General features: G+C 72.6%; 28 protein-coding genes. 20 read left to right on the top strand and 8 right to left on the bottom strand.

Annotated elements, in window-relative coordinates; translation table 11 throughout:
• Window positions 1-9 precede the first annotated feature (9 nt).
• Together ACIA8D_RS22445 and ACIA8D_RS22450 are read right to left on the bottom strand one after the other, a co-directional pair.
• Window positions 10-1,488: a sialate:H+ symport family MFS transporter gene (locus ACIA8D_RS22445; RefSeq protein WP_399234724.1), complete on the bottom strand. Its 1,479-nt coding sequence runs from the start codon at window positions 1,486-1,488 to the stop codon at window positions 10-12.
• Entirely contained in the window at window positions 1,485-2,426 is a 942-nt protein-coding gene (locus ACIA8D_RS22450) for a dihydrodipicolinate synthase family protein (protein ID WP_399234726.1), read from the bottom strand. The genes ACIA8D_RS22445 and ACIA8D_RS22450 overlap by 4 nt, the downstream gene beginning before the upstream one ends.
• Before the next feature lie 150 nt (window positions 2,427-2,576).
• Here ACIA8D_RS22450 and ACIA8D_RS22455 point away from each other — a divergent pair, with 150 nt between their 5' ends.
• Window positions 2,577-3,272: a FadR/GntR family transcriptional regulator gene (locus ACIA8D_RS22455; protein WP_399234728.1), complete on the top strand. Its 696-nt coding sequence runs from the start codon at window positions 2,577-2,579 to the stop codon at window positions 3,270-3,272.
• A gap of 142 nt (window positions 3,273-3,414) precedes the next feature.
• Here the strand turns inward: ACIA8D_RS22455 and ybaK are convergent, their stop codons facing one another.
• From ybaK to ACIA8D_RS22475, 4 genes are all read right to left on the bottom strand, one after another.
• Window positions 3,415-3,921 carry a Cys-tRNA(Pro) deacylase gene (gene ybaK / locus ACIA8D_RS22460; protein ID WP_399234729.1) on the bottom strand — a complete coding sequence of 169 codons (507 nt, stop codon included), beginning with the start codon at window positions 3,919-3,921 and terminating at the stop codon, window positions 3,415-3,417.
• Window positions 3,922-3,970: 49 nt separating this feature from the next.
• Window positions 3,971-4,756 (bottom strand): LON peptidase substrate-binding domain-containing protein, encoded by a 786-nt coding sequence (locus ACIA8D_RS22465; protein WP_399234731.1) that lies wholly within the window; start codon window positions 4,754-4,756, stop codon window positions 3,971-3,973.
• 5 nt (window positions 4,757-4,761) lie between these two features.
• Window positions 4,762-5,739 (bottom strand): hypothetical protein, encoded by a 978-nt coding sequence (locus ACIA8D_RS22470; RefSeq protein WP_399234871.1) that lies wholly within the window; start codon window positions 5,737-5,739, stop codon window positions 4,762-4,764.
• Between the two features lie 210 nt (window positions 5,740-5,949).
• Window positions 5,950-7,533: an oxidoreductase gene (locus ACIA8D_RS22475; RefSeq protein WP_399234732.1), complete on the bottom strand. Its 1,584-nt coding sequence runs from the start codon at window positions 7,531-7,533 to the stop codon at window positions 5,950-5,952.
• A 153-nt stretch (window positions 7,534-7,686) separates the two neighbouring features.
• On the opposite strand from ACIA8D_RS22475, the gene hisD reads away from it, so the two are divergent.
• The 10 genes from hisD to ACIA8D_RS22525 all read left to right on the top strand — a co-directional run bounded on the left by hisD (window position 7,687) and on the right by ACIA8D_RS22525 (window position 17,536).
• Window positions 7,687-9,012, top strand: a complete 1,326-nt coding sequence (gene hisD / locus ACIA8D_RS22480; RefSeq protein WP_399234734.1) for a histidinol dehydrogenase — start codon at window positions 7,687-7,689, stop codon at window positions 9,010-9,012.
• Complete coding sequence (locus ACIA8D_RS22485; RefSeq protein ID WP_399234736.1) at window positions 9,009-10,109, top strand: histidinol-phosphate transaminase; 1,101 nt, start codon at window positions 9,009-9,011, stop codon at window positions 10,107-10,109. Before hisD ends, ACIA8D_RS22485 begins: the two co-directional genes overlap by 4 nt.
• Entirely contained in the window at window positions 10,106-10,705 is a 600-nt protein-coding gene (gene hisB, locus ACIA8D_RS22490; RefSeq protein WP_399234738.1) for an imidazoleglycerol-phosphate dehydratase HisB, read from the top strand. Before ACIA8D_RS22485 ends, hisB begins: the two co-directional genes overlap by 4 nt.
• Window positions 10,702-10,866, top strand: coding sequence for a hypothetical protein (locus ACIA8D_RS22495; RefSeq protein WP_399234739.1), 165 nt, complete (start codon window positions 10,702-10,704; stop codon window positions 10,864-10,866). The genes hisB and ACIA8D_RS22495 overlap by 4 nt, the downstream gene beginning before the upstream one ends.
• The gene (gene hisH, locus ACIA8D_RS22500) at window positions 10,866-11,513 is read left to right on the top strand and encodes an imidazole glycerol phosphate synthase subunit HisH (protein WP_399234740.1); all 648 of its coding nucleotides are present in this window, start codon (window positions 10,866-10,868) and stop codon (window positions 11,511-11,513) included. The genes ACIA8D_RS22495 and hisH overlap by 1 nt, the downstream gene beginning before the upstream one ends.
• A complete protein-coding gene (gene priA / locus ACIA8D_RS22505; protein WP_399234743.1) occupies window positions 11,510-12,259 on the top strand; it encodes a bifunctional 1-(5-phosphoribosyl)-5-((5-phosphoribosylamino)methylideneamino)imidazole-4-carboxamide isomerase/phosphoribosylanthranilate isomerase PriA in 750 nt (249 codons plus the stop codon). Before hisH ends, priA begins: the two co-directional genes overlap by 4 nt.
• A 28-nt stretch (window positions 12,260-12,287) precedes the next feature.
• A complete protein-coding gene (gene hisF, locus ACIA8D_RS22510; protein WP_399234746.1) occupies window positions 12,288-13,043 on the top strand; it encodes an imidazole glycerol phosphate synthase subunit HisF in 756 nt (251 codons plus the stop codon).
• A 237-nt stretch (window positions 13,044-13,280) separates the two neighbouring features.
• The gene (locus ACIA8D_RS22515) at window positions 13,281-14,120 is read left to right on the top strand and encodes an alpha/beta hydrolase family protein (protein ID WP_399234873.1); all 840 of its coding nucleotides are present in this window, start codon (window positions 13,281-13,283) and stop codon (window positions 14,118-14,120) included.
• A 110-nt stretch (window positions 14,121-14,230) separates the two neighbouring features.
• A complete protein-coding gene (locus ACIA8D_RS22520; RefSeq protein WP_399234747.1) occupies window positions 14,231-16,177 on the top strand; it encodes a LuxR C-terminal-related transcriptional regulator in 1,947 nt (648 codons plus the stop codon).
• A gap of 102 nt (window positions 16,178-16,279) precedes the next feature.
• Window positions 16,280-17,536: a PucR family transcriptional regulator gene (locus tag ACIA8D_RS22525; RefSeq protein ID WP_399234749.1), complete on the top strand. Its 1,257-nt coding sequence runs from the start codon at window positions 16,280-16,282 to the stop codon at window positions 17,534-17,536.
• On the opposite strand, the gene ACIA8D_RS22530 is transcribed toward ACIA8D_RS22525, so the two are convergent.
• Entirely contained in the window at window positions 17,508-18,143 is a 636-nt protein-coding gene (locus tag ACIA8D_RS22530) for a TIGR03085 family metal-binding protein (protein ID WP_399234751.1), read from the bottom strand. The genes ACIA8D_RS22525 and ACIA8D_RS22530 overlap by 29 nt on opposite strands.
• Before the next feature lie 71 nt (window positions 18,144-18,214).
• Here ACIA8D_RS22530 and hisI point away from each other — a divergent pair, with 71 nt between their 5' ends.
• Window positions 18,215-18,592, top strand: a complete 378-nt coding sequence (gene hisI / locus ACIA8D_RS22535; RefSeq protein ID WP_399234753.1) for a phosphoribosyl-AMP cyclohydrolase — start codon at window positions 18,215-18,217, stop codon at window positions 18,590-18,592.
• On the opposite strand, the gene ACIA8D_RS22540 is transcribed toward hisI, so the two are convergent.
• Complete coding sequence (locus tag ACIA8D_RS22540; RefSeq protein ID WP_399234755.1) at window positions 18,573-19,067, bottom strand: hypothetical protein; 495 nt, start codon at window positions 19,065-19,067, stop codon at window positions 18,573-18,575. The genes hisI and ACIA8D_RS22540 overlap by 20 nt on opposite strands.
• 78 nt (window positions 19,068-19,145) lie before the next feature.
• Between ACIA8D_RS22540 and ACIA8D_RS22545 the strand changes: the two genes are divergently transcribed.
• From ACIA8D_RS22545 to trpA, 8 genes are all read left to right on the top strand, one after another.
• Window positions 19,146-20,618: an anthranilate synthase component I gene (locus tag ACIA8D_RS22545; RefSeq protein WP_399234757.1), complete on the top strand. Its 1,473-nt coding sequence runs from the start codon at window positions 19,146-19,148 to the stop codon at window positions 20,616-20,618.
• 71 nt (window positions 20,619-20,689) lie between these two features.
• Window positions 20,690-21,334, top strand: coding sequence for a TIGR02234 family membrane protein (locus ACIA8D_RS22550; protein ID WP_399234760.1), 645 nt, complete (start codon window positions 20,690-20,692; stop codon window positions 21,332-21,334).
• 103 nt (window positions 21,335-21,437) lie between these two features.
• The gene (locus ACIA8D_RS22555) at window positions 21,438-21,689 is read left to right on the top strand and encodes an HGxxPAAW family protein (protein WP_399234762.1); all 252 of its coding nucleotides are present in this window, start codon (window positions 21,438-21,440) and stop codon (window positions 21,687-21,689) included.
• 98 nt (window positions 21,690-21,787) lie between these two features.
• Window positions 21,788-22,261 carry a DUF2752 domain-containing protein gene (locus tag ACIA8D_RS22560; protein ID WP_399234764.1) on the top strand — a complete coding sequence of 158 codons (474 nt, stop codon included), beginning with the start codon at window positions 21,788-21,790 and terminating at the stop codon, window positions 22,259-22,261.
• A gap of 125 nt (window positions 22,262-22,386) precedes the next feature.
• Complete coding sequence (gene trpC, locus ACIA8D_RS22565; RefSeq protein WP_399234766.1) at window positions 22,387-23,193, top strand: indole-3-glycerol phosphate synthase TrpC; 807 nt, start codon at window positions 22,387-22,389, stop codon at window positions 23,191-23,193.
• A gap of 9 nt (window positions 23,194-23,202) precedes the next feature.
• Window positions 23,203-23,349 carry a tryptophan biosynthesis modulator TrpM gene (gene trpM / locus ACIA8D_RS22570; protein ID WP_399234767.1) on the top strand — a complete coding sequence of 49 codons (147 nt, stop codon included), beginning with the start codon at window positions 23,203-23,205 and terminating at the stop codon, window positions 23,347-23,349.
• A 197-nt stretch (window positions 23,350-23,546) separates the two neighbouring features.
• Window positions 23,547-24,833, top strand: a complete 1,287-nt coding sequence (gene trpB / locus ACIA8D_RS22575) for a tryptophan synthase subunit beta (RefSeq protein WP_399234769.1) — start codon at window positions 23,547-23,549, stop codon at window positions 24,831-24,833.
• Window positions 24,830-25,645, top strand: coding sequence for a tryptophan synthase subunit alpha (gene trpA, locus ACIA8D_RS22580; protein WP_399234771.1), 816 nt, complete (start codon window positions 24,830-24,832; stop codon window positions 25,643-25,645). The genes trpB and trpA overlap by 4 nt, the downstream gene beginning before the upstream one ends.
• Window positions 25,646-25,709 lie beyond the last annotated feature (64 nt).

A 25,709-nucleotide genomic window follows, 5' to 3' on the forward strand; every position in this document is an offset into this window, starting at 1 on the left:
GCCGTACCGTTACGGACGCGGGGCCCCGCCCCGGGCCCCGCTGCTCAATCGCCGCAGGGGCTTGACAGCCGATTCCTCGGCCAGATAGTCCGCCGGGCCCTCGTCGCTCACCAGGCGTGCCAGCCGGTTCGGGACGTCGAAGCCGATCAGGACGATCACCACGAGCGTGAGGGCGAACGCCAGGATCGCCAGGGACTGGCCGAGCGACATACCGGAGGCGAGCCGCGCGCCGAGCACCGGCGCGACCGCGCCGCCGAGGGCCCCCACGTTGTACGTGAAGCCGAGGGACGCCGCGCGCGTCTCGGTCGGGAAGTGGCCCGCGATGTACTTCGGGAGCAGGCCCGAGATGCCCTGCATGCAGGCGAGCATGCAGAACAGCAGGATGCCGAGCCCCACCGGGCTGTCCTGGACCGCGAACACCGGGAAGACGAAGGCGAGGCCGACGAGCAGCGTCACCGCGTACGCGCGCCGCGTGCCGAACCGGTCGCCGACGAAGCCCGCCACGACACAGCCGACGGCCGTGCCGAAGCCCGCCCAGAACAGCGCGTCGGTGACCTCGGAGGGGGAGTAGCCCAGCTCGGTCTTCAGATACGTCGGCAGCAGCGCCTGCACCGGCCAGCTGTAGAGGAACGCGCAGAACACGGTCACGGTCAGCGCCACGTACAGCAGCCACCGCTTGCGGCCGCCCAGCTGGACCGTGAAGGCCAGCAGACAGACCGCCGCCACCACGGACAGCAGCGGCACCGCGCCCCCGCCGAGCGGCGTGAACACCGCGAACAGGGCGCCCGTCGCCACGACCACGAGCACCGTGTTGACGGTCGCGAGGCGGCGCGTGGCGAACAGCGGCCGGAACGGGTTCGGCCGCTCACCCGCGTCGGCGACCTGCTCCTGCCACTCCTCCGCCTCGGGCAGCGCCCGCCGCACCCACAGCGCGACCGCCACGGGGAACAGGCCGATGTAGAACAGCCAGCGCCACCCGTGACCCGGGACCACCAGCTCGTACACTTCGGCCGCGAGGACGCCGCCGAGCGAGAAGCCGGAGATCAGGAAGCCGGACGCGCGGTTGCGGAGCTTCGCGGGCCAGCTCTCCAGGACGTACGTGGCGCTCGCGCTGTACTCGCCGGCCATGCCCATGCCGATCAGCAGGCGCGCGGTGAACAGGCTCGTGTAGTCCCAGGCGAAGCCGCAGGCGAAGGTGCCGAAGGAGTAGAGCACGATCGAGACGACCATCGCGGCCTTGCGGCCGAAGCGGTCGCCGAGCGCGCCGAGGACCGCGCCGCCCAGCCAGCGCGTGATGAACGCGCCGGAGACCAGGCTCGCCTGCTCGACCCCTGACAGGCCGAAGTCGTCGCCGATCTCGGTCAGGACGAGGGTGATCAGGACGAAGTCGAAGCCGTCGAGGAAGTAACCGATCCAGGCGGCGAAGAAGGACTTCCACCGGGCGGGACCGATGTCCCGGTACCAGGGTTCCCGCACGGCCGTCGTCACAGCAGGCCCGCTTCGACCAGGTGGCGGCGGACGTACGAGAACTCGGCCTCGCCGAGTGGGATCTGCGGCGCGGCCGTGGCGGGGCAGTCGATGACGCCCCGCAGGTGCACGGCGGCCTTGAACGCGCCGAGCGCGGAGGACGAGCCGCCCATGACGGCCGGGTCGCCAGCGTCCGTGATCGCGAAGAGCGCGGCGAGGCGGTCCTGCTCGGCGCGGGCCGCGTCCCAGTCGCCGGCGCGCGCGGCCTCGTAGAGGCAGACGTAGCCGTGCGGGTCCACGTTGCCGAGGCCCGGGACGACGCCGTCGACGCCCGCGAGGAGGGCGCCGTCCACGGTCAGCTCGGCGCCCGTGAACACCGAGAACGTGGGGGCGGCGGCGCGCAGTGGGGCGAGCAGGCGGCGCAGTGAGCCCTCGTCGCCGCTGGAGTCCTTGAGGCCCGCGAGGGTGCCGTCGGCGGCGAGTTCGAGGATCGTGTCGCGGCCGAGCTTGCTGTGCACGGCGACCGGGATGTCGTACGCGAACAGGGGCAGGTCCGCGCCGGAGCGGATGCGGCGGAAGTGGTTCGCGATCTCGGCCGGGTGGGTGCGGGTGTAGAACGGCGCTGTGGCCACGAGCGCGTCGGCGCCCGCCTTCACCGCGTCCTGGGCTCGCTCCAGGACCCGGGCCGTGGTCGTCTCGATGACGCCGGCGAGGACCGGGACCCGGCCCGCCGCCGCGTCGACCGCGGCCTCCAGGGCGGTGCGGCGCTGGGCGTCCGTGAGGTAGGCGGTCTCGCCGCTGGAGCCCAGCATGAAGAGGCCGTGCACCCCGGCGCCGATGAGGTGCTCGGCGAGCCGCCGCACCGAGGCGACGTCGACCTCTCCCTCGGCGGTGAGCGGGGTCACGAGCGGCGGTACGACGCCCCGGAAGGGGGCGGGGAGCGGGGCTCGGAGAGTCATGGCGGTGGTCTCCAGGGTTAACCGAAAGTGTACGGAGGTGGGACGTAGGATGTCCTATGTCTTGGAGGTGACAGTGCTCCACCGTCACGCACACTGTCAAGGGTTCGAAGAGTCGGGCAGAGCACAGGAAAGATCACAGGAGGGGCCTGGATGCGAGCGCTGGTCGCGGACGACGCGCAGCAGAAGATCAAGGAATTCATCGTCGAGGGCGGCCTCGGACCCGGCGACCCGCTGCCGACCGAGACCGAGCTGATGGAGCGGTTCTCGGTCAGCCGCAACTCGCTGCGCGAGGCCCTGAAGTCGTTGCAGGCCAAGCACATCGTCGAGATCCGGCGCGGGTTCGGGACGTACGTCGGGTCGATGTCCCTGGAGCCGCTGATCGACGGGCTCGCGTTCCGCACCGTCGTCGGGCACCGCAGGGGCGAGGACAGCCTGCTGGAGCTGCTTCAGATGCGGGAGGCGCTGGAGGCGGGCCTGATGAGCAGCCTCGTCGGGCGGCTCGGCGAGGTGGAACTCGACGTGCTCGACGGGCTCGTACGGCGGATGCACGAGGAGGTCGAGGGGCACGGGGCGATCGACGCCGCGACCGACCGGGAGTTCCATCTCGCGCTGTACGGGCCGCTGGCGAACCGGCTGCTCAGCGAGTTGCTCGACGCTTTCTGGAGCGCCTTTCACCAGTCGCGGGCGCAGGACATCGGGCGCGCCCCCGAGGACGCGGACGGCGCGGAACTGGCCCGGATGCACGGCCGGATCGTCGACGCCGTGCGGGCCGGGGACGCGGAGGCCGCGGAGGCCGCCGTGCATTCGCACTTCGACGACATCCGCGGCCGGTTGAGCGCGCGCTGAGCCTCGGGCGTTGTTTCAGGCGTTCCTCAGGCGGGCCGTCGCCCGTGGTTGGCCTTGCCCTTCTTGATCCGCCACTTGCGCTTGCGTGTCTTCTTCGACATGTCCTCGGTACTTAGCCGAAGCGGCGGGGTACGTCGAGGGGTCACGCACGCCCGACGGGCGCGAGGACGGCGTCCGTGAGCGCCGCGAGGTCACCCGGCGCGAGCTCGACCTCGAGGCCGCGGCGCCCCGCCGAGACGCAGATCGTGTCGTGCTTCTCGGCGGAGGAGTCGATGACCGTGCGCAGCTTCTTGCGCTGCCCGAGCGGCGAGATGCCACCGCGTACGTACCCGGTCGTGCGCTCCGCGAGCGCCGGGTCGGCCATGGTGGCGCGCTTGCCGCCGACCGCCGCCGCGAGCGCCTTCAGGTCCAGCTGGCCCGCCACCGGCACGACGCCGACGACGAGCGCGCCGTCCACGTCCGCGACGAGCGTCTTGAACACCCGGTCGGGGGACACGCCCATCGCCTCCGCGGCCTCCTCGCCGTAACTGGCGTGCGCGGGGTCGTGCTCGTACGAGTGGACCGCGAAGGAGGTGCCCGCGGCGGTGAGGGCGACGGTGGCGGGGGTGCCGCCGGACGGGCTCTGCTGCTTCTTGGCCTTCTTCGCCAACGTGCCGCTTCCCTACGTGAGTTGAATGACGCGAGTTGGGTGCCTGCCGTCAGTTGAGACTGGTCGACTGCCGGGTCAGCTCCGTCGCGGGCAGCGAGGGCAGATGGCGGATGATCGCCGTCTCCGCGCGCAGCAGCGTCAGCTCCTCGCGCAGCCGGGACGCCACGTCGTCGGCCTGCAACAGATGCTGCTTCGTCGGTACGTCGAGGACCGCGGCCGCCGCGACCAGGTACGAGACCACGGACGGCTCGTCCGGCAGCTCCGCGCCCGTCGTCAGCGAGCGCTCACGGGCGCCCGCGAGCCGCTTCTGGTACGAGCGGAACGCGCGCAGCACGCCCTCCGCGAGGGCGCCCGCCTCCTCGCCGTCCTCCTCGTCCAGCTCCTCCACCTCGGCCGTCAGATACGGGCCCGAGGCGTCGACCGAGTGCAGCTGCACGCGGCGCGTGCCGGTGGCGAGCACCTCGAAGCTGCCGTCCGCGCGCTCCCTGATCGTCGCGGCGTCCGCGATGCAGCCGACGGCGTGGAAGGACGCGATCGGGTCGTCGCCGAAGCCCGCGGCCGGCCCGGCGCCCGCCTCCTTGGTCGTCACCTCGTCGGGCATTCCGGGCGCACTGGGCGCGACCTCATGGCCGTCGCGGATCGCGACGACCACGAACTGGCGGGGCTCCTCCGAGGTGGACGGTTCGGTGTCGGGCTCCGACGGATCGTCGGGCGACGCCTTCAACAGGTCGCGCATCATGGCGCGATAGCGCTCCTCGAACACGTTCAGCGGGAGCACGAGTCCCGGGAACAGCACCGAGTTGAGCGGGAACAGCGGAAGTCGGACGGTGGTCACGTCGGTCAAGCGTAATGGTCGTCGGACCTGGGTGGTCCGCCGCGCAGCGGCATCGTCGCCGCGACCTCCAGTCGGACCTGTCCGCGCAGCTCCATGAAATGGCCCAGCGGGTCGTCCGTGAGCCGGTCCCAGGGGAACGTGGTCGCGTACGGGCCGATGAGCCGCAGCTGCTCCAGGGCGTCGTCCCAGCGTTCGAGTTCGACCAGTACGCAGGTCAGCAGGTTGCGTATCTCGGCGGGCCAGGGGTCCGCCGGCTCGTACGAGCGGGACAGTTCCGCGGCGAGGTCGGCGGCGGCGTCGAGGCGGGCACGCGGGATGCCGGTCTTCGGGGCGCCGGAGGTCAGATACGCGAGCGCCGCGCGGGCCGGGAGCGCCTTGAGGAGCGAGCCCGGCAGGGCGTCCTGCGCGGCGCGCTCCGCGAAGTCGAAGCATTCGCGGTGCGAGCCGTACCAGGCGGCCGACAGATAGCGCAGGGCCGCGACGTGGCAGCCGTAGTGGTGCGGGGAGCGGCGCACCGCCCGCGCCCACAGCTGCTCGAACTCCGTGTGCGGGGCGTTGGTGCCGCGGGCGTGGTCGAGAGCTATGCGCCAGGGGACCGGGTCGCGGGGGTCGGACTCGGCGGCGGCCAGGATCAGCGGCGTGACCTCGCGCAGCAGCTCGGCGTGGGCGGGCGCGGCGAGGGCGCGGCTGACGGCGAGTTCGGCCTTGACCAGGAGCAGGTCGGGGTCGTGCGGCGAAGCCTGCTGCCAGGCCTCGAACCACTCGGGGCGGGCGGCGGCGAACGAGGCGAGGCGCTGCACGGCGCGGTCCCGGTTCTCCCACTCGGCGGCGTCGCGGGTCTCGGCGAGGGCCTTCGCGGCGGGGCCGTACTCGCCGCGGCCCGCGGCGACGAGGGCGGGGGCGAGGCGGTCGTCCGGGGCGTCGAGCAGCAGCTCCTCGTCCGTGGGGAGACCGAGTCCCAGGGCGGAGGTGTGGCGGAACATGCGGGTGGTGCGTACGAAGGCGCGCAGGAATGGCACGGTGGGATGACGGTCGAGGTGGGCGGAAGGTTGCACGGTCCGCGCCGCTATTTGCCGTGTCGTGACTGGGGCCGTCGTCACCGTTGCCCCGCGCCGGGGTTTCGGGGCTCTGCCCCGGACCCCGCTGCCTCTCGTCCCAGAGCGGGGCTTGATGTGGGTCAGCTTCTGCACGGGTCAGCTTCTGCGGAGCATGCGTGTTGCGCCTGCTGCCACCGTCGTCGCCAGGATCCAGCCCAGGAGGACCAGGGCCGCCGAGGCCCACAGCCAGGGGCCGCTGAGTTGCCAGCTGGCGGCCTGGCCGAGGTCGATGACGGGGAGGAGCAGGTCGAGGGTGAACAGGGCCGGGTCCCAGACCGGTCCCTCGCCGGGCTTGATGCGGGGGTGGGGCGCCTGCGAGAAGGCGACCGCGCTGAGCGCCCAGAGGACCGCCATCCACAGCGCGGCCCGCCCGGGCCGGTATCCGTACGCCACCGTCCAGTCCTGGACGTAGCCCCACACCTTCGCCGCGAGCGGCAGTGTCTCGCGGCGCCTGCGCTGCTTGGCGAGCAGCACCTCGCGGGCGTCGGAGTCCTCGCCGCTGTTGCGCAGCACCGTGGCAAGACACTCGTACGGCTCCGGGCTGTACTCGGGGGTCGCGGCCGCCAGCCAGTCGAGGCGGCGGGCGAGGGGGAAGGAGCCGATCGGGATGAGGTTCTCGTACTGGAAGCCGCCGAGACGGAGCTGGCCGGGACCGGGCCAGCTCGTCGACCTGTCGACCAGGTTGGTGGCCCGCGCTCCGGAGAGCACGATCCGCCCGCGCTCCGGCTTCGCGCACAGGAAGCGCAGCTCAGGGGTCTGGACGCGGCGCATCGAGACCTCCTGCTCGTTGTCCATCGTGAAGCGCGCCGAGTCCAGGTCGACCGCGTCGCCGAACCGGCCGTCGTCGAGCCGCATCCCGCCCACGCACTCGAAGCGCTGCACGCGGGTGCCGCGCGCGGGCGTCCCGCCGCCGTTCTGGAGCGGGCCGCCGAGCGCGGCGGGGCCGAGGTACAGCGTCCGCTCGACCGACATCTGCGGGGCGTTCAGGGCCCGCCGCCCCCGGGCGTTGCGCAGCCGGCTGCCCCGCAGCGACAGCGAGACGCCCACTGTCGCGCCGCGCAGGCTCAGCTCGCCGTGCGTCTCCAGCAGCTCGGCCTGGAGGTCCTGGCCGACCGTGAGCCCGTCCGCCATGATCGACTTTCCGCGCCGGTCGCCGAACACGACGGCCTGGTTGAGCAGCAGGTCCGTGCCGATGTGCGCGTCCGTGAGCCGGACCCCGTTGTGGAAGCGGCAGCGGGCGAGGTGCAGATCGCCCTCCGTGTGGACCCGGGCGCCCTCCAGGCGCGGCACCGAGCAGTCGATGAGCCGCACCGTCGTGAAGTGCGCCTCCGGCAGGAGCACCTCCTTCTCGAAGCGGCAGCCCTGCATCTCCAGGTACGGGACGACGTTGCCGCCCGCGAGGTCGAAGACGTCCGTGATCTGCACGCCCTGGAGCTTGAGCGAGGAGACCCGGCCGTCGAGGGCGGGCGGGCCGTCGAGCAGCAGCCACGCCGCGATGCGCGCCCGCACGCTGCGCTCCGGGCCCCAGGGGTGGCCGCCGTGCGGATCGTCCCGCTCGCCGTCCCCGGTGCGCAGGTCGTAGACGCTTCCGTTGCGGAACGCCTGCCACATGCCCACCTCGGTGGCGGTCAGCCCGTCCGGCACATCACCGTTGCCGTTGCCGGTCGTCCCCTCGACCACGACTGTTCTGCCTTCCCCGCGCGACCCCTGGTTCGTACAACTGTTCATGCCCGCTGTGTGACCGTCTGAACGCCGGTGGTCAGCTCACCTGCCGCGATATCAGCCACTGATACAGGGCGCCGGGCGTCAACCCGCATCTGCGAGAATTGTTCTGTGATCTCTCGAATCGATCTGCGCGGCGCCGCCCTCCCCGAGGGCCAGGCCCTGCGCTCGCTGCTGCCCCGAGCCGACTTCGACGTCTCGGCCGCCCTGGAGAAGGTGCGTCCGATCTGCGAGGACGTGCATCATCGTGGCGACGCGGCGCTGATCGAGTACGGGGAGAAATTCGACGGAGTGAAGCTGTCGGCGGTCCGGGTTCCGGCCGAGGCCATCGCCAAGGCACTCGCCGATCTCGACCCCGCCGTGCGCGCCGCCCTGGAGGAGTCGATCCGCCGGGCCCGCATCGTCCACCGCGAGCAGCGCCGCTCCAGCCACACGACGCAGGTCGTGCCGGGCGGCTCCGTCACCGAGAAGTGGGTGCCGGTCGAGCGCGTCGGCCTGTACGCGCCCGGCGGCAGGTCCGTCTACCCGTCGTCCGTGATCATGAACGCCGTGCCGGCGCAGGAGGCGGGCGTCGAGTCCGTCGCCCTGGCCTCGCCGCCGCAGAAGGAATTCGGCGGCCTGCCGCACCCGACGATCCTCGCCGCGTGCGCGCTGCTCGGCGTCGACGAGGTGTACGCGGCCGGGGGCGCCCACGCCGTCGCCATGTACGCGTACGGCACCGAGTCCTGCGCCCCGGCGAACATGGTGACCGGCCCCGGCAACATCTGGGTGGCCGCCGCCAAGCGCTACTTCACGGGCCGTATCGGCATCGACGCCGAGGCGGGCCCGACGGAGATCGCGGTCCTCGCGGACGCCACCGCTGACCCGGCCCACGTCGCGTCCGACCTGATCAGCCAGGCCGAGCACGACCCGATGGCCGCCGCCGTCCTCGTCACGGACAGCGCGGAGCTGGCCGCCGCCGTGGAGCGGGAGCTGGAGCCGCAGGTCGCCGCCACCAAGCACATCGAGGACCGGATCGTGCCCGCCCTCAAGGGGCAGCAGTCCGCGATCGTCCTCGTCGACTCGCTCGACGACGGCCTCAAGGTCGTCGACGCGTACGGCGCCGAGCACCTGGAGATCCAGACCGCCGACGCCCCGGCCGTGGCCCAGCGGGTGAAGAACGCGGGCGCGATCTTCGTCGGCGCGTGGGCGCCGGTCTCGCTCGGCGACTACGCCGCCGGGTCCAACCACGTCCTGCCGACCGGCGGCTGCGCCTGCCACTCGTCCGGCCTGTCCGTCCAGTCCTTCCTGCGCGGCATCCACATCGTCGACTACACGAAGGACGCCCTCGCCGAGGTCGCGGCCACCGTGGTGACGCTCGCCGACGCAGAGGACCTCCCGGCGCACGGCGCCGCCATCAAGGCCCGCTTCGGGTGGAAGGTACCGAACAGCAAGTGACCAGGATCGACGACCTTCCCGTACGCGAGGAACTGCGCGGCAAGTCCCCGTACGGCGCACCGCAGTTGGACGTCGCCGTCCGGCTGAACACGAACGAGAACCCGTACCCGCTGCCCGAGCCGCTCGTGGCGCGGATCGCCGAGCGGGTCGCCGACGCGGCCCGCGAGCTGAACCGCTACCCGGACCGGGACGCGGTTGAGCTGCGCACCGAACTCGCCAGGTACCTGACCCGGACGACCGGGTACGAGGTCACGTACGAGCAGGTGTGGGCGGCCAACGGGTCGAACGAGGTGCTCCAGCAGCTCCTCCAGGCATTCGGCGGCCCCGGCCGGCTCGCGCTCGGCTTCGAGCCCTCGTACTCGATGCACCCGCTGCTGGCCCGCGGCACCAACACCGGCTGGGTGAGCGCCCCGCGCCGCGCGGACTTCTCGCTGGACGTCCCGGCCGCCGTCGAGGCGATCCAGACGCACCGGCCGCACGTCGTCTTCATCACCAGCCCCAACAACCCGACGGGCAACGCGGTGGCGGCCGAGGACGTCCTCGCGCTGTACGAGGCCGCCGGGCGGGACGCGATGGTGATCGTCGACGAGGCGTACACCGAGTTCAGCCACGGCACCTCGCTGCTGTCCCTGCTCGAAGGACGGCCGAATCTCGTCGTCTCGCGGACGATGTCCAAGGCCTTCGGCGCGGCCGGGCTCCGGCTCGGCTACCTCGCCGCCGACCCGGCCGTGGTCGACGCCGTCCAACTGGTGCGGCTGCCCTACCACTTGTCGGCCGTGAACCAGGCGACGGCGCTCGCCGCCCTGGAGTACACCGACACGCTGCTCCAGTACGTGGAGCAGCTGAAGGCCGAGCGCGACCGCGTGGTCACGGAACTGGAGGACCTCGGCTTCGAGGTCACCGTCGCCGACGCCAACTTCATCCAGTTCGGCGTCTTCGAGGACCCGCACGCCGTCTGGCAGTTCATCCTCGACCGCGGCGTCCTGATCCGGGACAACGGTGTACCCGGCCGCCTGCGCGTCACCGTAGGCACACCCGAAGAGAACGACGCGTTCCTGGACGCGGCCCGTGAAGTCAAGAAGGAGTTCGGCGCATGAGCCGCATCGGACGCGTGGAGCGCACCACCAAGGAGACCTCGGTCCTCGTCGAGATCGACCTCGACGGCACCGGAAAGGTCGATGTCGCGACCGGGGTCGGCTTCTACGACCACATGCTCGACCAGCTCGGCAAGCACGGCCTGTTCGACCTCACGGTGAAGACCGAGGGCGACCTCCACATCGACTCGCACCACACCATCGAGGACACCGCCCTCGCGCTCGGCGCCGCCTTCAAGCAGGCGCTCGGCGACAAGATCGGCATCTACCGCTTCGGCAACTGCACGGTGCCGCTGGACGAGTCCCTTGCACAGGTGACCGTCGACCTGTCCGGCCGCCCGTACCTCGTGCACACCGAGCCCGAGAAGATGGCGCCGATGATCGGCGAGTACGACACGACGATGACCCGGCACATCCTGGAGTCCTTCGTCGCGCAGGCCCAGATCGCGCTGCACGTCCACGTCCCGTACGGGCGCAACGCGCACCACATCGTGGAGTGCCAGTTCAAGGCCCTCGCGCGCGCCCTGCGCTACGCGAGCGAGATCGACCCGCGCGCCGCCGCCGCGGGCATCCTCCCGTCCACGAAGGGCGCGCTGTGAGTGGCCTTGCCGCGGTACTGATCTTCGTCGGCCTCTTTCTGGCCGGCGGGGCCTGGTCCTTCTGGAAGCAAGAACTGCCCAAGAGCGTCGTGGTGCTGATGGGCATCGGTTCCGCGATGTGTCTCGTCGCCGGAATCCTGCGGTTGGAGTGGCTCTACTGATGTCGGCCGGCAAGAACAAGAGCGTCGTCGTCTTCGACTACGGCTTCGGGAACGTGCGCTCCGCCGAGCGCGCCCTTGCCCGCGCGGGCGCCGACGTCGAGATCACCCGCGACTTCGACAAGGCCATGAACGCCGACGGGCTGCTCGTGCCCGGCGTCGGCGCGTTCGCCGCCTGCATGAACGGTCTGAAGGAGGCGCGTGGCGACTGGATCGTCGGCCGCCGGCTGTCCGGCGGGCGCCCCGTGATGGGCATCTGCGTCGGCATGCAGATCCTGTTCGCGCGCGGCATCGAGCACGGTGTGGAGGCCGAGGGCCTCGACGAGTGGCCCGGTGTCGTCGAACCGCTGAAGGCCGATGTCGTCCCGCACATGGGCTGGAACACCGTGGAGGCCCCGCAGGACTCCCAGCTGTTCGCCGGTGTGAACACCGACGAGCGCTTCTACTTCGTGCACTCCTACGCCGTGCAGAACTGGGAGCTCGAAGTCCGCAACCCCACTATGCGCGCGCCCAAGGTCACCTGGTCCACGCACGGCGGCCCGTTCGTCGCCGCCGTCGAGAACGGCGCGCTGTGGGCGACGCAGTTCCACCCCGAGAAGTCCGGCGACGCCGGAGCGCAGCTGCTGAAGAACTGGATCTCCGTACTGTGACTGTTTCCCCGAGTTCCCAGAGCAACAAGCTCGAACTCCTCCCCGCCGTCGACGTCCGCGACGGCCAGGCCGTCCGCCTCGTGCACGGCGAGTCCGGCAGCGAGACCTCCTACGGTTCCCCGCTGGAGGCGGCCCTCGCCTGGCAGCGCTCCGGCGCCGAGTGGCTGCACCTGGTCGACCTCGACGCCGCGTTCGGCACCGGCGACAACCGCGCCCTGATCTCCGAGGTCGCCAAGGCCATGGACATCAAGGTGGAGCTCTCCGGCGGCATCCGCGACGACGACTCGCTCGCCGCCGCGCTCGCCACCGGCGCCACCCGCGTCAACATCGGCACCGCCGCCCTGGAGGACCCCGAGTGGGTCGCCAAGATCATCGCCGAGTACGGCGACCAGATCGCGGTCGGCCTCGACGTGCGCGGCACGACGCTGCGCGGCCGCGGCTGGACCCGCGACGGCGGCGACCTGTACGAGACCCTGGAGCGCCTCGACTCCGAGGGCTGCTCCCGGTACGTCGTCACGGACATCGCCAAGGACGGCACGCTCCAGGGCCCGAACCTGGAGCTGCTGAAGAACGTCTGCGCGGCCACCGACCGCCCGGTCGTCGCCTCCGGCGGCGTCTCCTCCCTCGACGACCTGCGTGCCATCGCCGAGCTCGTGCCGCTCGGCGTCGAGGGCTCCATCGTCGGCAAGGCGCTGTACGCCAAGGCGTTCACCCTGGAAGAGGCCCTGGCGGCCGTGTCCCGATGAAACTCGAAGCCTTCCGAGGAGCCACCCCGTGACGCTCGCCGTCCGAGTCATCCCCTGCCTCGACGTGGACAACGGCCGCGTCGTCAAGGGCGTCAACTTCCAGAACCTGCGCGACGCGGGCGACCCCGTCGAGATGGCGAAGGTGTACGACGCCGAGGGCGCCGACGAGTTGACCTTCCTGGACATCACCGCGTCCTCCGGCAACCGCGAGACCACGTACGACGTGGTGCGCCGCACCGCCGAGCAGGTCTTCATCCCGCTCACGGTCGGCGGCGGCGTGCGCACCGCCGACGACGTGGACAAGCTGCTGCGCGCCGGCGCGGACAAGGTCGGCGTCAACACGGCCGCCATCGCCCGCCCGGAGCTGATCCGGGAGATCGCCGAGCGCTTCGGCCGCCAGGTGCTGGTCCTGTCGGTGGACGCGCGCCGTACCCCTGAAGGCTCCTTCGAGGTGACGACGCACGGCGGCCGCAAGTCCGCGGGCATCGACGCCGTCGAATGGGCGCACCGGGCCGCCGAGCTGGGCGCGGGCGAGATCCTGCTCAACTCGATGGACGCCGACGGCACCAAGGACGGCTACGACATCGAGATGATCGAGGCCGTCCGCAAGCACGTCTCGGTGCCGGTGATCGCCTCGGGCGGAGCCGGCAAGCTGGAGCACTTCGCGCCGGCCGTCGCCGCGGGCGCCGACGCGGTGCTCGCCGCCTCCGTCTTCCACTTCGGCGACCTGCGCATCGGCGAGGTCAAGGACACGCTGCGCGGGGCGGGGCACCCCGTCCGCTGAGAGCCTGTGAACAAACCCCAGCCGCACGAGACCGGTGATTTCGCCGATGCGGGTGCGGCGGAATCGGCGCCACCGTGGTCGCTGTCAGTGACCACGGCGGCGCCCTCGGGACGGGCTCCGCCCTCCCGAGAGGAACGCGTCATCGTGCAGCAGCACAGAAGTGCGGCGCCCCCCGTGCACGCAGGGCGAGCCGCGAACAGGTTCCGAACCCGCCTGATCCGTACGGGACTCGCCACCCTGCTGGCCCTCGGCGGCCTCGCCACCCAGCAGGCCCTGACCGCCGAGGCGGCCGAGAACCCCTACGAGCGCGGCCCCGCCCCGACCGTCTCCAGCATCGAGGCGTCCCGCGGCTCCTACGCCGTCTCCCAGACCACCGTCTCCTCGCTGGGCGTGAGCGGCTTCGGCGGCGGCACCATCTACTATCCGACGTCGACATCGGACGGCACGTTCGGCGCCGTCGCGATCTCGCCGGGCTACACGGCGTACCAGTCGTCCATCGCCTGGCTGGGCCCTCGTCTCGCCTCGCAGGGCTTCGTCGTCTTCACCATCGACACCAACACCACGCTCGACCAGCCGGACAGTCGGGGTCGTCAACTCCTGTCCGCCCTCGACTACTTGACCCAGCAGAGCTCGGTGCGCGGCCGCATCGACACGAGCCGGCTCGGCGTCATGGGCCACTCGATGGGCGGCGGCGGCACGCTGGAGGCCGCCAAGAGCCGGCCCTCGCTCCAGGCCGCGATCCCGCTGACCGGCTGGAACCTCGACAAGACCTGGCCCGAGGTGAAGACCCCGACGCTCGTCGTGGGCGCCGACGGCGACACCATCGCGCCGGTCGCCTCGCACTCCGAGCCCTTCTACCGGAGCCTTCCGGGATCCCTGGACAAGGCGTATCTGGAGCTGCGCGGTGCCACGCACTTCACGCCGAACACGTCCAACACCACGATCGCGAAGTACAGCATCTCGTGGCTCAAGCGCTTCATCGACAACGACACCCGGTACGAGCAGTTCCTCTGCCCGCTGCCGAGTTCGAGCCTGACGATCGCGGAGTTCCGGGGCAACTGCCCGCACACGTCGTGACGTTGTGAGGCTCCGGCGCCCTGTGCGCCGGAACAGCGTACGAACGCGCCGGTTGGGTTCCAGCCCAACCGGCGCTGCGCGTGCGGTGGTTCGCCACTACCGTGCGCCAAGTGAGCGGAAGAACCGTCCTGTTGCTTGCCGCCGCCGCGTACGAGACCGACCCCGAGGGTCCCGGTGTCGACGCGGGGCTCGTGCTGCGGGCCGCCGCGGCGGCCGGGCTCGGCGCGGCCGCCCTGGACGCGGCCGAACGGGCGGGGCTCCGGCGCGGCCCCGACGGCCGGCTGCGGCTGCCGGGGCGGCGCAGGCTCTACGAGGCCGTGGGCCCGGAGCGGCGCAGGGCCGCGCACCGGCTGCTCGCCGCCGCGGCGACGGGGGAGCGGCAGCGGTCCGCCGGACTGCTGCACCGGTCGCTCGGCGCGGCCTACCCGGACCCGGGGCTCGGCGCGGAACTGGCCGCGGCGAGCGGCGCGCTCCACGGAGAACGCTGCACGGCGCTCGCCCACGCCGCCCGCCTCGCGGAGGACCCGGCGGTCCGCGCCGAGCGGCTGGTCGCGGCGGCGGACCACGCGCGCCTGGCGGGCCGCCCGCACCGGGCGCGCGAACTCCTCGGCCAGGTGGGCGACTTGGCGGTCCTGGACGTCGTACGTGGCCGTGCCGCGCTGGTCCGCGGGCTGCTGGCGCTGCGGGACGGTCCGGTGGCGGACGCCCGCGAATCCCTGCTGGTGGCGGCCCGGCTGTGCCCGGAACCGGCGGCCCTCGAAGCGCGGCTCGGCGCCGCGGAGGCGTCCTGGGCGCTGGGGGACGCGCAGGCGTACCGGGAGGCGGTCGCGCACGGCGGCCGTGCGCGACCGGCGGACTCCGCACTCGACTACCGCGTCGGCATGGCCGCGTCCCTCGGGGCGCGTGCCGGGGTGGGGCGGGTCGCGCTGCGGCGGGTCGTGGCACGGTCCGCCGGGGAGCGGGAGCCGGGGGCGCTGCTGCGGGGCGGGGCCGCGGCCCTCGTCGCCGGGGACGTGGCGGCGGCCTGCCGCCTGGGCAGCCGTGCGCTCGCGGCCGCGCGGGACCGGGACGCCGGGGCCGAGCTGCCGCGCGCCCTGGAACTGCTCGCCTACGGTGAGCTGCGCTCCGGGCGGCACGTCCGCGCCCGCGCCCATGCCGAGGAGGGTGTGCGGGCCGCGCTCGCCGCCGGGCAGCGCAACGTGCTCGCGCACCAGCACGCCGTCCTCGCCCTCGCCGCCTCCCTCGACCGCGACGTCGCCACCGTCGCCCGGCACGCCGCCGCCGCGCAGCACGTCGCCGACCGGCACGGGCTCGCGCAGGCCGCGACGCTCGCCCAATGGGCCCTGGCCCGCGCGGACCTGGCGCGCGGCGACGCGGCGCGGGCCGCCGCCCGCCTCGGGCCGCTCGTCGGTCCGGGACCCCGGCAGGGGCACTTCGGCGTCCGGATGCTGGCCGTGCCCTGTCTGGTGGAGGCGGCGGTGCTCGCGGGCGAGCCGGGCGGGGCCGGATCCGCGGTCGGCGAATTCACGGTGTGGGCCGAACGCGGCCACGACCCGCTCGCTCCCGCGCAACTCGCCCGCTGCCGCGCCCTGTTGACGGCGGGTGATCCGGCGACGGCCGAGTCCCGCTTCGAGGAGTCACTGGCCCGGCACGAGCGGGCGGGCGGCGACTTCGAACGGGCCCGCACCCTCGCCCTCTACGGCAAGTGGCTGCGCCGCACCCGGCGTCCGGCGCGCGCCCGTACGGTGCTGCGGGACGCCCTGGTGGCCTTCGAGCGGTGCGGCGCCACGGTCTGGGCGGCGCAGACGGGCGCCGAACTGCGCGCCACGGGAGAGGTGGCGGCGCACGGTGAACCGCCGGGCAGACTGGCCGAGTTGACGCCCCAGCAGCTGCGCATCGCCCGCCGCGTCGCACAGGGCGACACCAACCGCGAGGTCGCCCGCCGCCTCTCGGTGAGCCCCCGCACGGTCGACCATCATCTGCGCAACGTCTTCGACCGGCTCGGCATCCGCTCCCGTGTCGAACTGGCCCGCCTGGTGGACCACGCGGAGCCCTGAGCCAGAGAAGCACCATGACCTGCGCGTTTCCCCCGAGGGCTGGAGACCGACCAGACGGTATGTCATTCTGCGGACTCGTGAGCCGAGCCGTGGAGGACCGCCATGCCCGCGCACCTCGTACGTCCCCGACCTCAAGCACGGGCCGGCGCCGGGTCGGACGCGGTCGCGGTGCTGCGCCGCGCCGCACGGCCGCTCCTCGGCCAACTACCGGCACTCACCGAGCGGTTGGCGGCCGAGCTGTACGATCTTGAGCCGGCCTACCGCACCGCCATCGACGCGGACCCCGGCGACGTACACGCCGAGATCCAGCGCTCGTTGCGGCACAGCGTGGCCTCGCTGCTCGATCCGGCGCGCAACCGGGACGCCGCCCGCGCCTGCTCAGCCCGGATCGGCGCCGACCGCGCGGCCCGCGGCTTCCCGCTCGACGCCGTGTCGCACGCCTTCCGGCTCGGCGGCGCCCTGGTCTGGCAGGCGCTCGTCGACGAGGTCACCCTGCGGCATCCCGAGGACGCGCATCTGCTGGTCCACCTCGCCGTCGACGTGTGGAACTTCGTCGACGAGCACTGCGCTCACGTCACCGAGTCCTACCGACGCGCCGAGCGTGAGCTGACGTGGCGGCGCGAGAACCGGCGCCGCCTGATGACCGCCGCCCTCCTCGACGGCGCGCTCCGCATCGCCGACCTGCCGGACGCCGCCGCCGCGCTCGACCTGCGGGAGAGCGGCCGGTACGCGGTGCTGATCGCCGTCGGCGGCGGCCGGGACGCCCCGCGTCCCACCCTGCCGGGCGCCGCACGGGCCGTGTGGCACACCGCCGACGGGGCCGAACGTGCCCTCGTCGACCTCGGCGACCTGGACGTGGCTCGACTCGCCGCGAAGGTACGGGAGTTCTGCCGCCGCAAGCCCGGACTGCGCGTCGGCGTCAGCCCCGCAGTCGACGGGCTCGCCGCGGTGGGCGGCGCCCGGCGGTTCGCGGAGACCGCGCTGCGCATCTGCCCGCGCGACGGCGGCACCGTGCTCCTGGACGAGCAGCTGCCCGCCGCGCTCGTCGCCGCCGCGCCCGCGCTCGGCCGGCTCCTCGCCGACCGCGTGCTCGGCCCGCTGCTCGCCCTGCCGCCCGCGGACCGGACCCTGCTGCTCGACACGCTGACGGCCTGGCTCGACTGCGACGGCTCCGCGCAGCGCGCCGCCGCCCGCCTCTACTGCCACCGCAACACGGTCCTGAACCGGCTGCGCCGCTGCGAACAGCTCACCGGGCGCAGCCTCGCCCGCCCCGCCGACCTCGTCGAACTCGGGCTCGCCCTCAGCGCGTACCGGCTGGCCCCTCAGGCGGTCAGAGCCCCAGCGCCTTCGTCTCCGTGAGCCGCTCGACGGCCGACTTCTCGCCCTCCATCTCCACGTCCGCCGCCTCCTGGCGGCCGAACGCGAACATCACCAGCTCCGAGGGCGCGCCCGTGACCGTGACCACGGGGGCGCCGCGGTGCGCCACCGCCGTCTGGCCGTCCGGACGGCGCAGCACCAGGCCGACGGGCGCCTTGCGGCCCATCACCCGCGCCATCCGCTCCAGGCGCGACCACAGGACGTCGGCGAAGACCGGGTCGAGCTCGCGGGGCGTCCACTCGGGCTGCGCACGGCGGACGTCCTCGGTGTGGACGTAGAACTCGATCGCGTTCGACGCCTCGTCGATCTGCTTGAGCGAGAACGGCGAGAACCGCGGCGGCCCGGTACGGATCAGCTGGATCAGCTCCTCGTACGGCTTCTCCGCGAACTCGGCCTGCACCCGCTCAAGGCGCGACGCGAGCTGTTTGACGAGGATGCCGCCGGCGGCGTCCGGGCGGCGCTCACGCACCACCACGTGCGCCGCGAGGTCCCGGGTGTTCCAGCCCTCGCACAGCGTCGGGGCATCGGGGCCCGACGCCTCCAACAGATCGGCGAGCAGAAGTCGTTCACGCTTGGCATGGGTCGACATGCCGCCAGCCTACGACCGGCGGCGCCGCACCGGACAGTGGACGTGCGGCCCGGCGCGGCACAATGGTCCGTATGACCAGCTCGCCGACACCCAGCAGCAGCCTCGACCCGGCCATCGCCGCCCGCCTGAAGCGGAGCGCCGACGGCCTGGTTCCCGCCATCGCCCAGCAGTACGACACCGGCGAGGTGCTCATGCTCGGCTGGATGGACGACGAGGCGCTGCACCGCACCCTGACCACGGGCCGCTGCACGTACTGGTCGCGCAGCCGCCAGGAGTACTGGGTCAAGGGCGACACCTCCGGCCACTTCCAGCACGTGAAGTCGGTCGCCCTCGACTGCGACGCCGACACCGTGCTCGTGAAGGTCGACCAGGTGGGCGCCGCCTGTCACACCGGCGCCCGCACCTGCTTCGACCGCGACGAACTGCCGGTCAGCGGCAGCGCAGCGTGATCTCCTGACGGTCCCGGAGGACGATCGAGGCCGGGTCCCCGGCCACCGCGTTGCCGTCGACCTCGGCCAGGCACAGGGGGCGCACGCCCCACTCCGTGAGGAACTGGCCGAGCGTGAAGTCCTGCCACTGGGCCGACTCCACGTGCAGGGTGCCGCTGGTGTCGTGCGTGTGCAGCGGACTGAAGCGGGGCTTCTTGCCCGAGCGGTCGATGCCGATGTCCGCGGGGACCGTCACCTGACGGCCGCCCGCGTACACGGTGAGGTGGGGGTGGATGTGCATGGTCAGCTTCTCGGAGTCGAGCATCTCCAGGCCCGCGGCCCGAACCCGCGCCTCGACGTCGCCGGGGGCGGGCGCGGCCCAGTCGCCGGGAGCGGGGGCGGCGCCGGTCAGCGCGGTCACGGCGACGGCGGCGAGGGCGAGCCCGGACAGGGCGCTCTTCGTGCGGGGGATGCGGTGGCTCTTGGTCTTCGTCACCGCTCCCTTCTAGCGGGGCGCCGTCCACGCCTCGACCAGGCGCGCGGGGCGTCCCCCCGACGGAAGTAGGCTCCTGCCATGGACCTCGAGACCTTCCGCAAGCTCGCGACCGACCGCCGAGTGATCCCCGTCAGCCGCAAGCTCCTCGCGGACGGCGACACTCCCGTCGGCCTGTACCGCAAGCTCGCCGCCGAGCGACCCGGCACGTTCCTCCTGGAGTCCGCGGAGAACGGCCGCTCCTGGTCCCGCTACTCGTTCGTCGGCGTCCGCTCCGCCGGCACCCTGACCGAGCGCGACGGGCAGGCCCACTGGCTCGGCACGCCGCCCGTCGGCGTCCCCGTCGACGGCGACCCCCTCGCCGCTCTGCGCGCCACCGTGCAGACCCTGCACACGCCGCGCTACGAGGGCCTGCCCCCGTTCACCGGCGGCATGGTCGGCTACCTCGGCTACGACATCGTGCGCCGCCTGGAGAAGGTCGGCCCGGGGGAGCGCGACGACCTTAAGCTGCCCGAGCTGACCATGCTGCTCACCAGCGACCTCGCCGTGCTCGACCACTGGGACGGCTCCGTCCTGCTGATCGCCAACGCGATCAACCACAACGACCTGGAGACCGGCGTCGACGAGGCCTACGCCGACGCCGTCGCCCGCCTCGACGCCATGGAGGCCGACCTCGGCAAGCCGGTCGAGACCGCCCCCGCGGCGCTCCCGCCGTCCGAGCTCCCGGAGTTCACGGCGCTGTGGGGCGGCAAGCAGTACCAGGACGCCGTCGAGGACATCAAGGAGCGCATCCGGGCGGGCGAGGCCTTCCAGGTCGTCCCCTCGCAGCGCTTCGAAACCCCGTGCACGGCAAGCGCGTTGGACGTCTACCGGGTGCTGCGCGCCACGAATCCGTCGCCGTACATGTACCTGTTCCGCTTCGACGGATTCGACGTCGTCGGCTCCTCGCCCGAGGCCCTCGTCAAGGTCGAGGACGGGCGCGCCATGGTGCACCCGATCGCCGGGACCCGGCCGCGCGGCGCGACGCCGCAGGAGGACCACGACCTCGCCGAGGAACTGCTCGGCGACCCCAAGGAGCGGGCCGAGCACCTGATGCTCGTCGACCTCGGGCGCAACGACCTGGGACGGGTCTGCGAGCCCGGCTCCGTCGAGGTCGTCGACTTCATGTCCATCGAGAAGTACAGCCACGTCATGCACATCGTGTCGACCGTGACCGGACAGGTCGCCGAGGGCCACACCGCCTTCGACGTCCTCACCTCCTGCTTCCCCGCCGGCACCCTGTCCGGCGCCCCGAAGCCGCGCGCCCTCCAGATCATCGACGAGTTGGAGCCGTCGCGCCGCGGCGTCTACGGCGGCTGCGTCGGCTACCTCGACTTCGCGGGCGACTCCGACACCGCCATCGCGATCCGCACCGCGCTGCTGCGCGAGGGCACGGCGTACGTGCAGGCGGGCGCGGGTGTCGTCGCCGACTCCGACCCGGTCGCCGAGGACACCGAGTGCCGCAACAAGGCGGCGGCGGTGTTGCGCGCCGTGCACACCGCGAACCGGATGTGAGGCGCGTCGCCCTGTGACGTGACGCACGACTGAGGGCCCCGACTCACGTAAACCCGCACACAGGGGCGATAGTGGAGTACGTGACTGCTGTACCGCACCCCCGTACCGATGCCGCCGAGTCGGCCGCTTCCTCGAAGAACGGCCGACGCAGCCTCGCCGTCGCCCTGCTCTGCGGGGCCGCGGGAGCCGCGATCGCCCTGCTCGCCTCCCGACAGGAGTGGTGCTCCGGTGTCGCCGCGGTCGCCGGCGGCAAGCTGCCGCTGACCGCGAAGGGCAGCGACGTCACGGGCGTCCCCGCGGCCCTCGCCATAGTGGGGCTCGCCGCGCTCGTCGCCGTGTTCGCGGTCCGCAAGGTCGGCCGCGTCCTGGTCGCCCTCCTGCTCGCGCTCAGCGGTGCGGGCGCCGTCGCCGCCGCCGTGCTCGGCGCGGGCGACAGCGCCGCGCTCGACGAGAAGGCGGCACAGGCCGCCGGGGACGCCTCCGCGACCATCCACGCACTCAGCAGCACGGCGTGGCCGTACGTCTCGGCGGCCGGCGGCGCGCTCATCCTGATCGCCGGGATCCTCGCCGTGGTGTACGGCGCGGCCTGGCCGTCGATGGGCGGCCGCTACGAGCGCTCGGGCGCCCCGCGGACCCGCCGCAAGGCCGTGGACCCGGAACGCCCCGAGGAGCTGTGGAAGGCCCTCGACCGCGGCGAGGACCCGACCGGCGCGTAGCCGCCGGACCCCGCGTTCCGGGCTCACTCGCGAGTACGGGACAATAGACAGGAACGTCGTACGCCATGCGTACGCATGGGCCATAAGCAACGAGGAGCAAGCCATGGCGGACAGCAGCCACGGACACACCCCGGCCGCCTGGACCGGTGTCATCATCGCCTTCATCGGTTTCTGTGTCGCGGGTGCCTTCATGGTGATGGGCAACGTCGCCGGTTTCTGGGCCGGCATGGCCCTGCTGGCGATCTCCGCGATCGCCGGCGGTGTGATGAGCGCCATGGGCCTGGGCAAGCCGAAGCGTGCCGAGCTCCAGCTCAAGTCCGCCGCTGCGGCGCAGCCCGCGGGCTCGGAGGCCTGAGCCCTCGTACCGTAGAACCCGCGAGAGGGGCGGAGCGGCCGACCGACCGGCTGCTGCGCCCCTTTCGTGTTTCCCGGGGAGCGGTCCGGGGCCCGCGGATGCAGAATTCACGGGTGACCGTGGAGACGACCGAAACCGACGCCGATCCAGGCGCCGACACCGCCCCCGCCCGCTTCGGCGCCCTGCGCCGGCTCGTGGTCCCGCTCGGCGTGCTGGGCGGGGTCGCCCTCGCCTTCGCCTATGTGGGTGCCGTCGACCCGAACGAGCCCGGCCACTACCCGGCCTGCCCGTTCCTCCAGCTCACGGGCGCCTACTGCCCCGGCTGCGGTGGCCTGCGCAGCGCCCACGCCGTCGCGCACGGGGATCTCACGGGCGCGCTCGGAGCCAATGCCCTCGCCGTCGTCGGCTACGCGCTGTTCGCCGTGGTCTGGACGGTGTGGGCCCTGCGGGCGGCCCGCGGCAGGCCCACCGGCTTCGCGCTCGGCCGGGCGCAGCTCTGGGTGCTCGGCGGGGTCGTACTCGCGTTCACCGTTGTCCGGAACCTGCCGTTCGGTGGCTTCCTAAGCCCTTGATCAACTGCATCTGTCCAGGTAGTGGGACCGACGTCAACCGGATGCGGGACCTTCGCCCTGCGACGGATACCATTCACAAAGACCAGATGAACGCCCAGGGGATGCCCGGAAAGGAGTCCGCTCGCGTGAGTGTGCTCGACGAGATCATCGACGGAGTCCGTGCCGACCTTGCGGAGCGGCAGGCGCGCGTCAGCCTCGACGAGCTCAAGGAGCGCGCGGCGAAGGCTCGCCCGGCCAAGGACGGGGTCGCCGCGCTCAAGGGCGACGGCGTCAAGGTGATCTGCGAGGTCAAGCGGTCCAGCCCCTCCAAGGGCGCGCTCGCCGCGATCGCCGACCCTGCCGCCCTCGCCGCCGACTACGAGGCGGGCGGCGCGGCCGTCATCTCCGTCCTCACCGAGCAGCGCCGCTTCGGCGGCTCGCTCGCCGACCTGGAGGCCGTCCGCGCCAAGGTCGACATCCCGGTCCTGCGCAAGGACTTCATCGTCACCTCGTACCAGCTGTGGGAGGCCCGCGCGTACGGCGCCGACCTCGCGCTGCTGATCGTCGCGGCGCTCGAGCAGCCCGCCCTGGAGTCCCTCATCGAGCGCGCCGTGTCGATCGGCCTGACGCCGCTCGTCGAGGCGCACGACGAGGACGAGGTGGAGCGCGCGATCGACGCCGGGGCCAAGATCATCGGCATCAACACCCGCAACCTCAAGGACCTTTCGGTCGACCGTGGCACCTTCGAGCGTGTCGCCCCGGACATCCCGGACCACATCGTCAAGGTGGCCGAGTCCGGCGTGCGCGGCCCGCACGACCTGATCGCGTACGCCAACGCGGGCGCGGACGCCGTCCTCGTCGGCGAGTCCCTGGTGACCGGCCGCGACCCGAAGTCCGCGGTTGCCGACCTCGTCGCGGCGGGCGCCCACCCGGCCCTGCGGCACGGACGGTAAACTGCCCCCATGCCCATCGCCGCACGCCTCGCCCCCGGTTGCCGCCCCCGCGGCTGCCGTGCGCCGGCGAGGCGTGTGCGCGGGCGACGGGTCCGCTACCACATCGGCGCGGAGCCGGGCCAGATCAACGGCATGCGATGGCGAGGCGCCCTCTAGGGGCGCGGGTCCTACCTGACCATCGGCGGCCACCGCACCATCGGCGGCCACCGCCGCGCGGGCGCGGGCGAGCAAGCGCCGACGTCCGCGATCCAGTACGTACCTTGGCCCCAGCAAGGGGCGCGGGAACGTGCTGCGCGGTCACCCACGCCCCCCACGGCGACCAGTCACCACCCAACTCACCGTGAGGGTTACGCATGCCCAGCGAGTACTTCATTCCCGACCCCGAGGGTCACATCCCCAGCGCCGAGGGGTACTTCGGCGCGTTCGGCGGCAAGTTCATCCCGGAGGCGCTCGTCGCCGCCGTGGACGAGGTCGCCGTCGAGTACGACAAGGCCAAGAACGACCCGGCGTTCGCCGCCGAGCTCGACGACCTCCTGGTCAACTACACGGGCCGCCCGTCGGCGCTCACCGAGGTGCCCCGGTTCGCCGAGCACGCCGGTGGCGCCCGCGTCTTCCTCAAGCGCGAGGACCTGAACCACACCGGCTCGCACAAGATCAACAACGTGCTCGGCCAGGCCCTGCTCACCAAGCGCATGGGCAAGACCCGCGTCATCGCGGAGACCGGAGCGGGCCAGCACGGCGTCGCGACCGCCACCGCCTGCGCGCTGCTCGGCCTCGAGTGCAAGATCTACATGGGCGAGATCGACACCGAGCGCCAGGCTCTGAACGTGGCCCGCATGCGGATGCTGGGCGCCGAGGTCGAGGCCGTGAAGTCCGGCTCCCGCACCCTCAAGGACGCCATCAACGAGGCGTTCCGCGACTGGGTCGCCAACGTCGATAACACGCACTACCTGTTCGGCACGGTCGCGGGCCCGCACCCGTTCCCGGCCATGGTCCGCGACTTCCACCGGGTCATCGGCGTCGAGGCGCGCCGCCAGATCCTGGAGCGCGTCGGTCGGCTTCCGGACGCCGCGGTCGCCTGCGTCGGCGGCGGCTCCAACGCCATCGGTCTGTTCCACGCCTTCATCCCGGACGCCGACGTCCGCCTGATCGGCTGCGAGCCGGCCGGCCACGGCATCGAGACCGGCGAGCACGCGGCGACGCTCAGCGCGGGCGAGCCCGGCATCCTGCACGGCTCCCGCTCCTACGTCCTCCAGGACGAAGAGGGCCAGATCACCGAGCCGTACTCGATCTCGGCGGGCCTCGACTACCCGGGCATCGGCCCGGAGCACGCCTACCTCAAGGACTCGGGCCGCGGCGAGTACCGCGCGGTCACCGACGACGCCGCGATGCAGGCGCTGCGCCTGCTGTCGCAGACGGAGGGCATCATCCCGGCCATCGAGTCGGCGCACGCCCTCGCGGGCGCCCTCGACGTCGGCAAGGAGCTGGGCAAGGACGGGCTGATCGTCATCAACCTGTCCGGGCGCGGCGACAAGGACATGGACACGGCGGCCCGTTACTTCGGCCTGTACGGCACGGACGGCGCCGTGGCGGCCAACGCCGACACCGAGGTGGCCGAGATCGAGGGAGACGCCAAGTGAGCGGGAACATTCAGCTGCTGAACGACACTCTCGCCGGCGCGAAGGCCGAGGGCCGCTCCGCCCTCATCGCCTACCTGCCCGCCGGATTCCCGACGGTCGACGGCGGCATCGAGGCGGTCAAGGCCGCCTTCGACGGCGGCGCGGACGTCGTGGAGGTCGGCCTGCCGCACTCCGACCCGGTGCTCGACGGCCCGGTCATCCAGACCGCCGACGACATCGCGCTGCGCGGCGGCCTGAAGATCAAGGACGTCATGCGCACCGTCCGCGAGGCGCACGAGGCCACCGGCAAGCCGGTCCTCGTCATGACGTACTGGAACCCCATCGACCGCTACGGCATCGAGCGGTTCACCGCCGAGCTCGCCGAGGCGGGCGGCGCGGGCTGCATCCTGCCGGACCTGCCCGTGCAGGAGTCGGCCGTGTGGCGCGAGCACGCCGACAAGCACGGCCTCGCGACCGTCTTCGTCGTCGCCCCCAGCAGCAAGGACGAGCGCCTCGCCACCATCACGGCGGCCGGTTCGGGCTTCGTGTACGCGGCGTCCCTGATGGGCGTCACCGGCACCCGCGAGTCCGTCGGCAACCAGGCCAAGGAGCTCGTCGAGCGCACCAAGGCCACGACCGACCTGCCGGTCTGCGTGGGCCTCGGCGTCTCCAACGCGACGCAGGCCAAGGAGGTCGCGGGCTTCGCGGACGGGGTCATCGTCGGCTCGGCGTTCGTGAAGCGGATGCTGGACGCCCCGGACGAGAAGGTCGGCCTCGAAGCGGTGCGCGCCCTCGCCGGTGAACTCGCCGCGGGCGTACGGGACAAGGCGTAGCAAGCGGAACCCACCCGTAGTAACAGGGAGTTACGTCACCCATACGGATGGAAACCGGACCGGG

This window comes from Streptomyces sp. NPDC051684 (genome assembly GCF_044453445.1).
Taxonomy (GTDB): domain Bacteria; phylum Actinomycetota; class Actinomycetes; order Streptomycetales; family Streptomycetaceae; genus Streptomyces.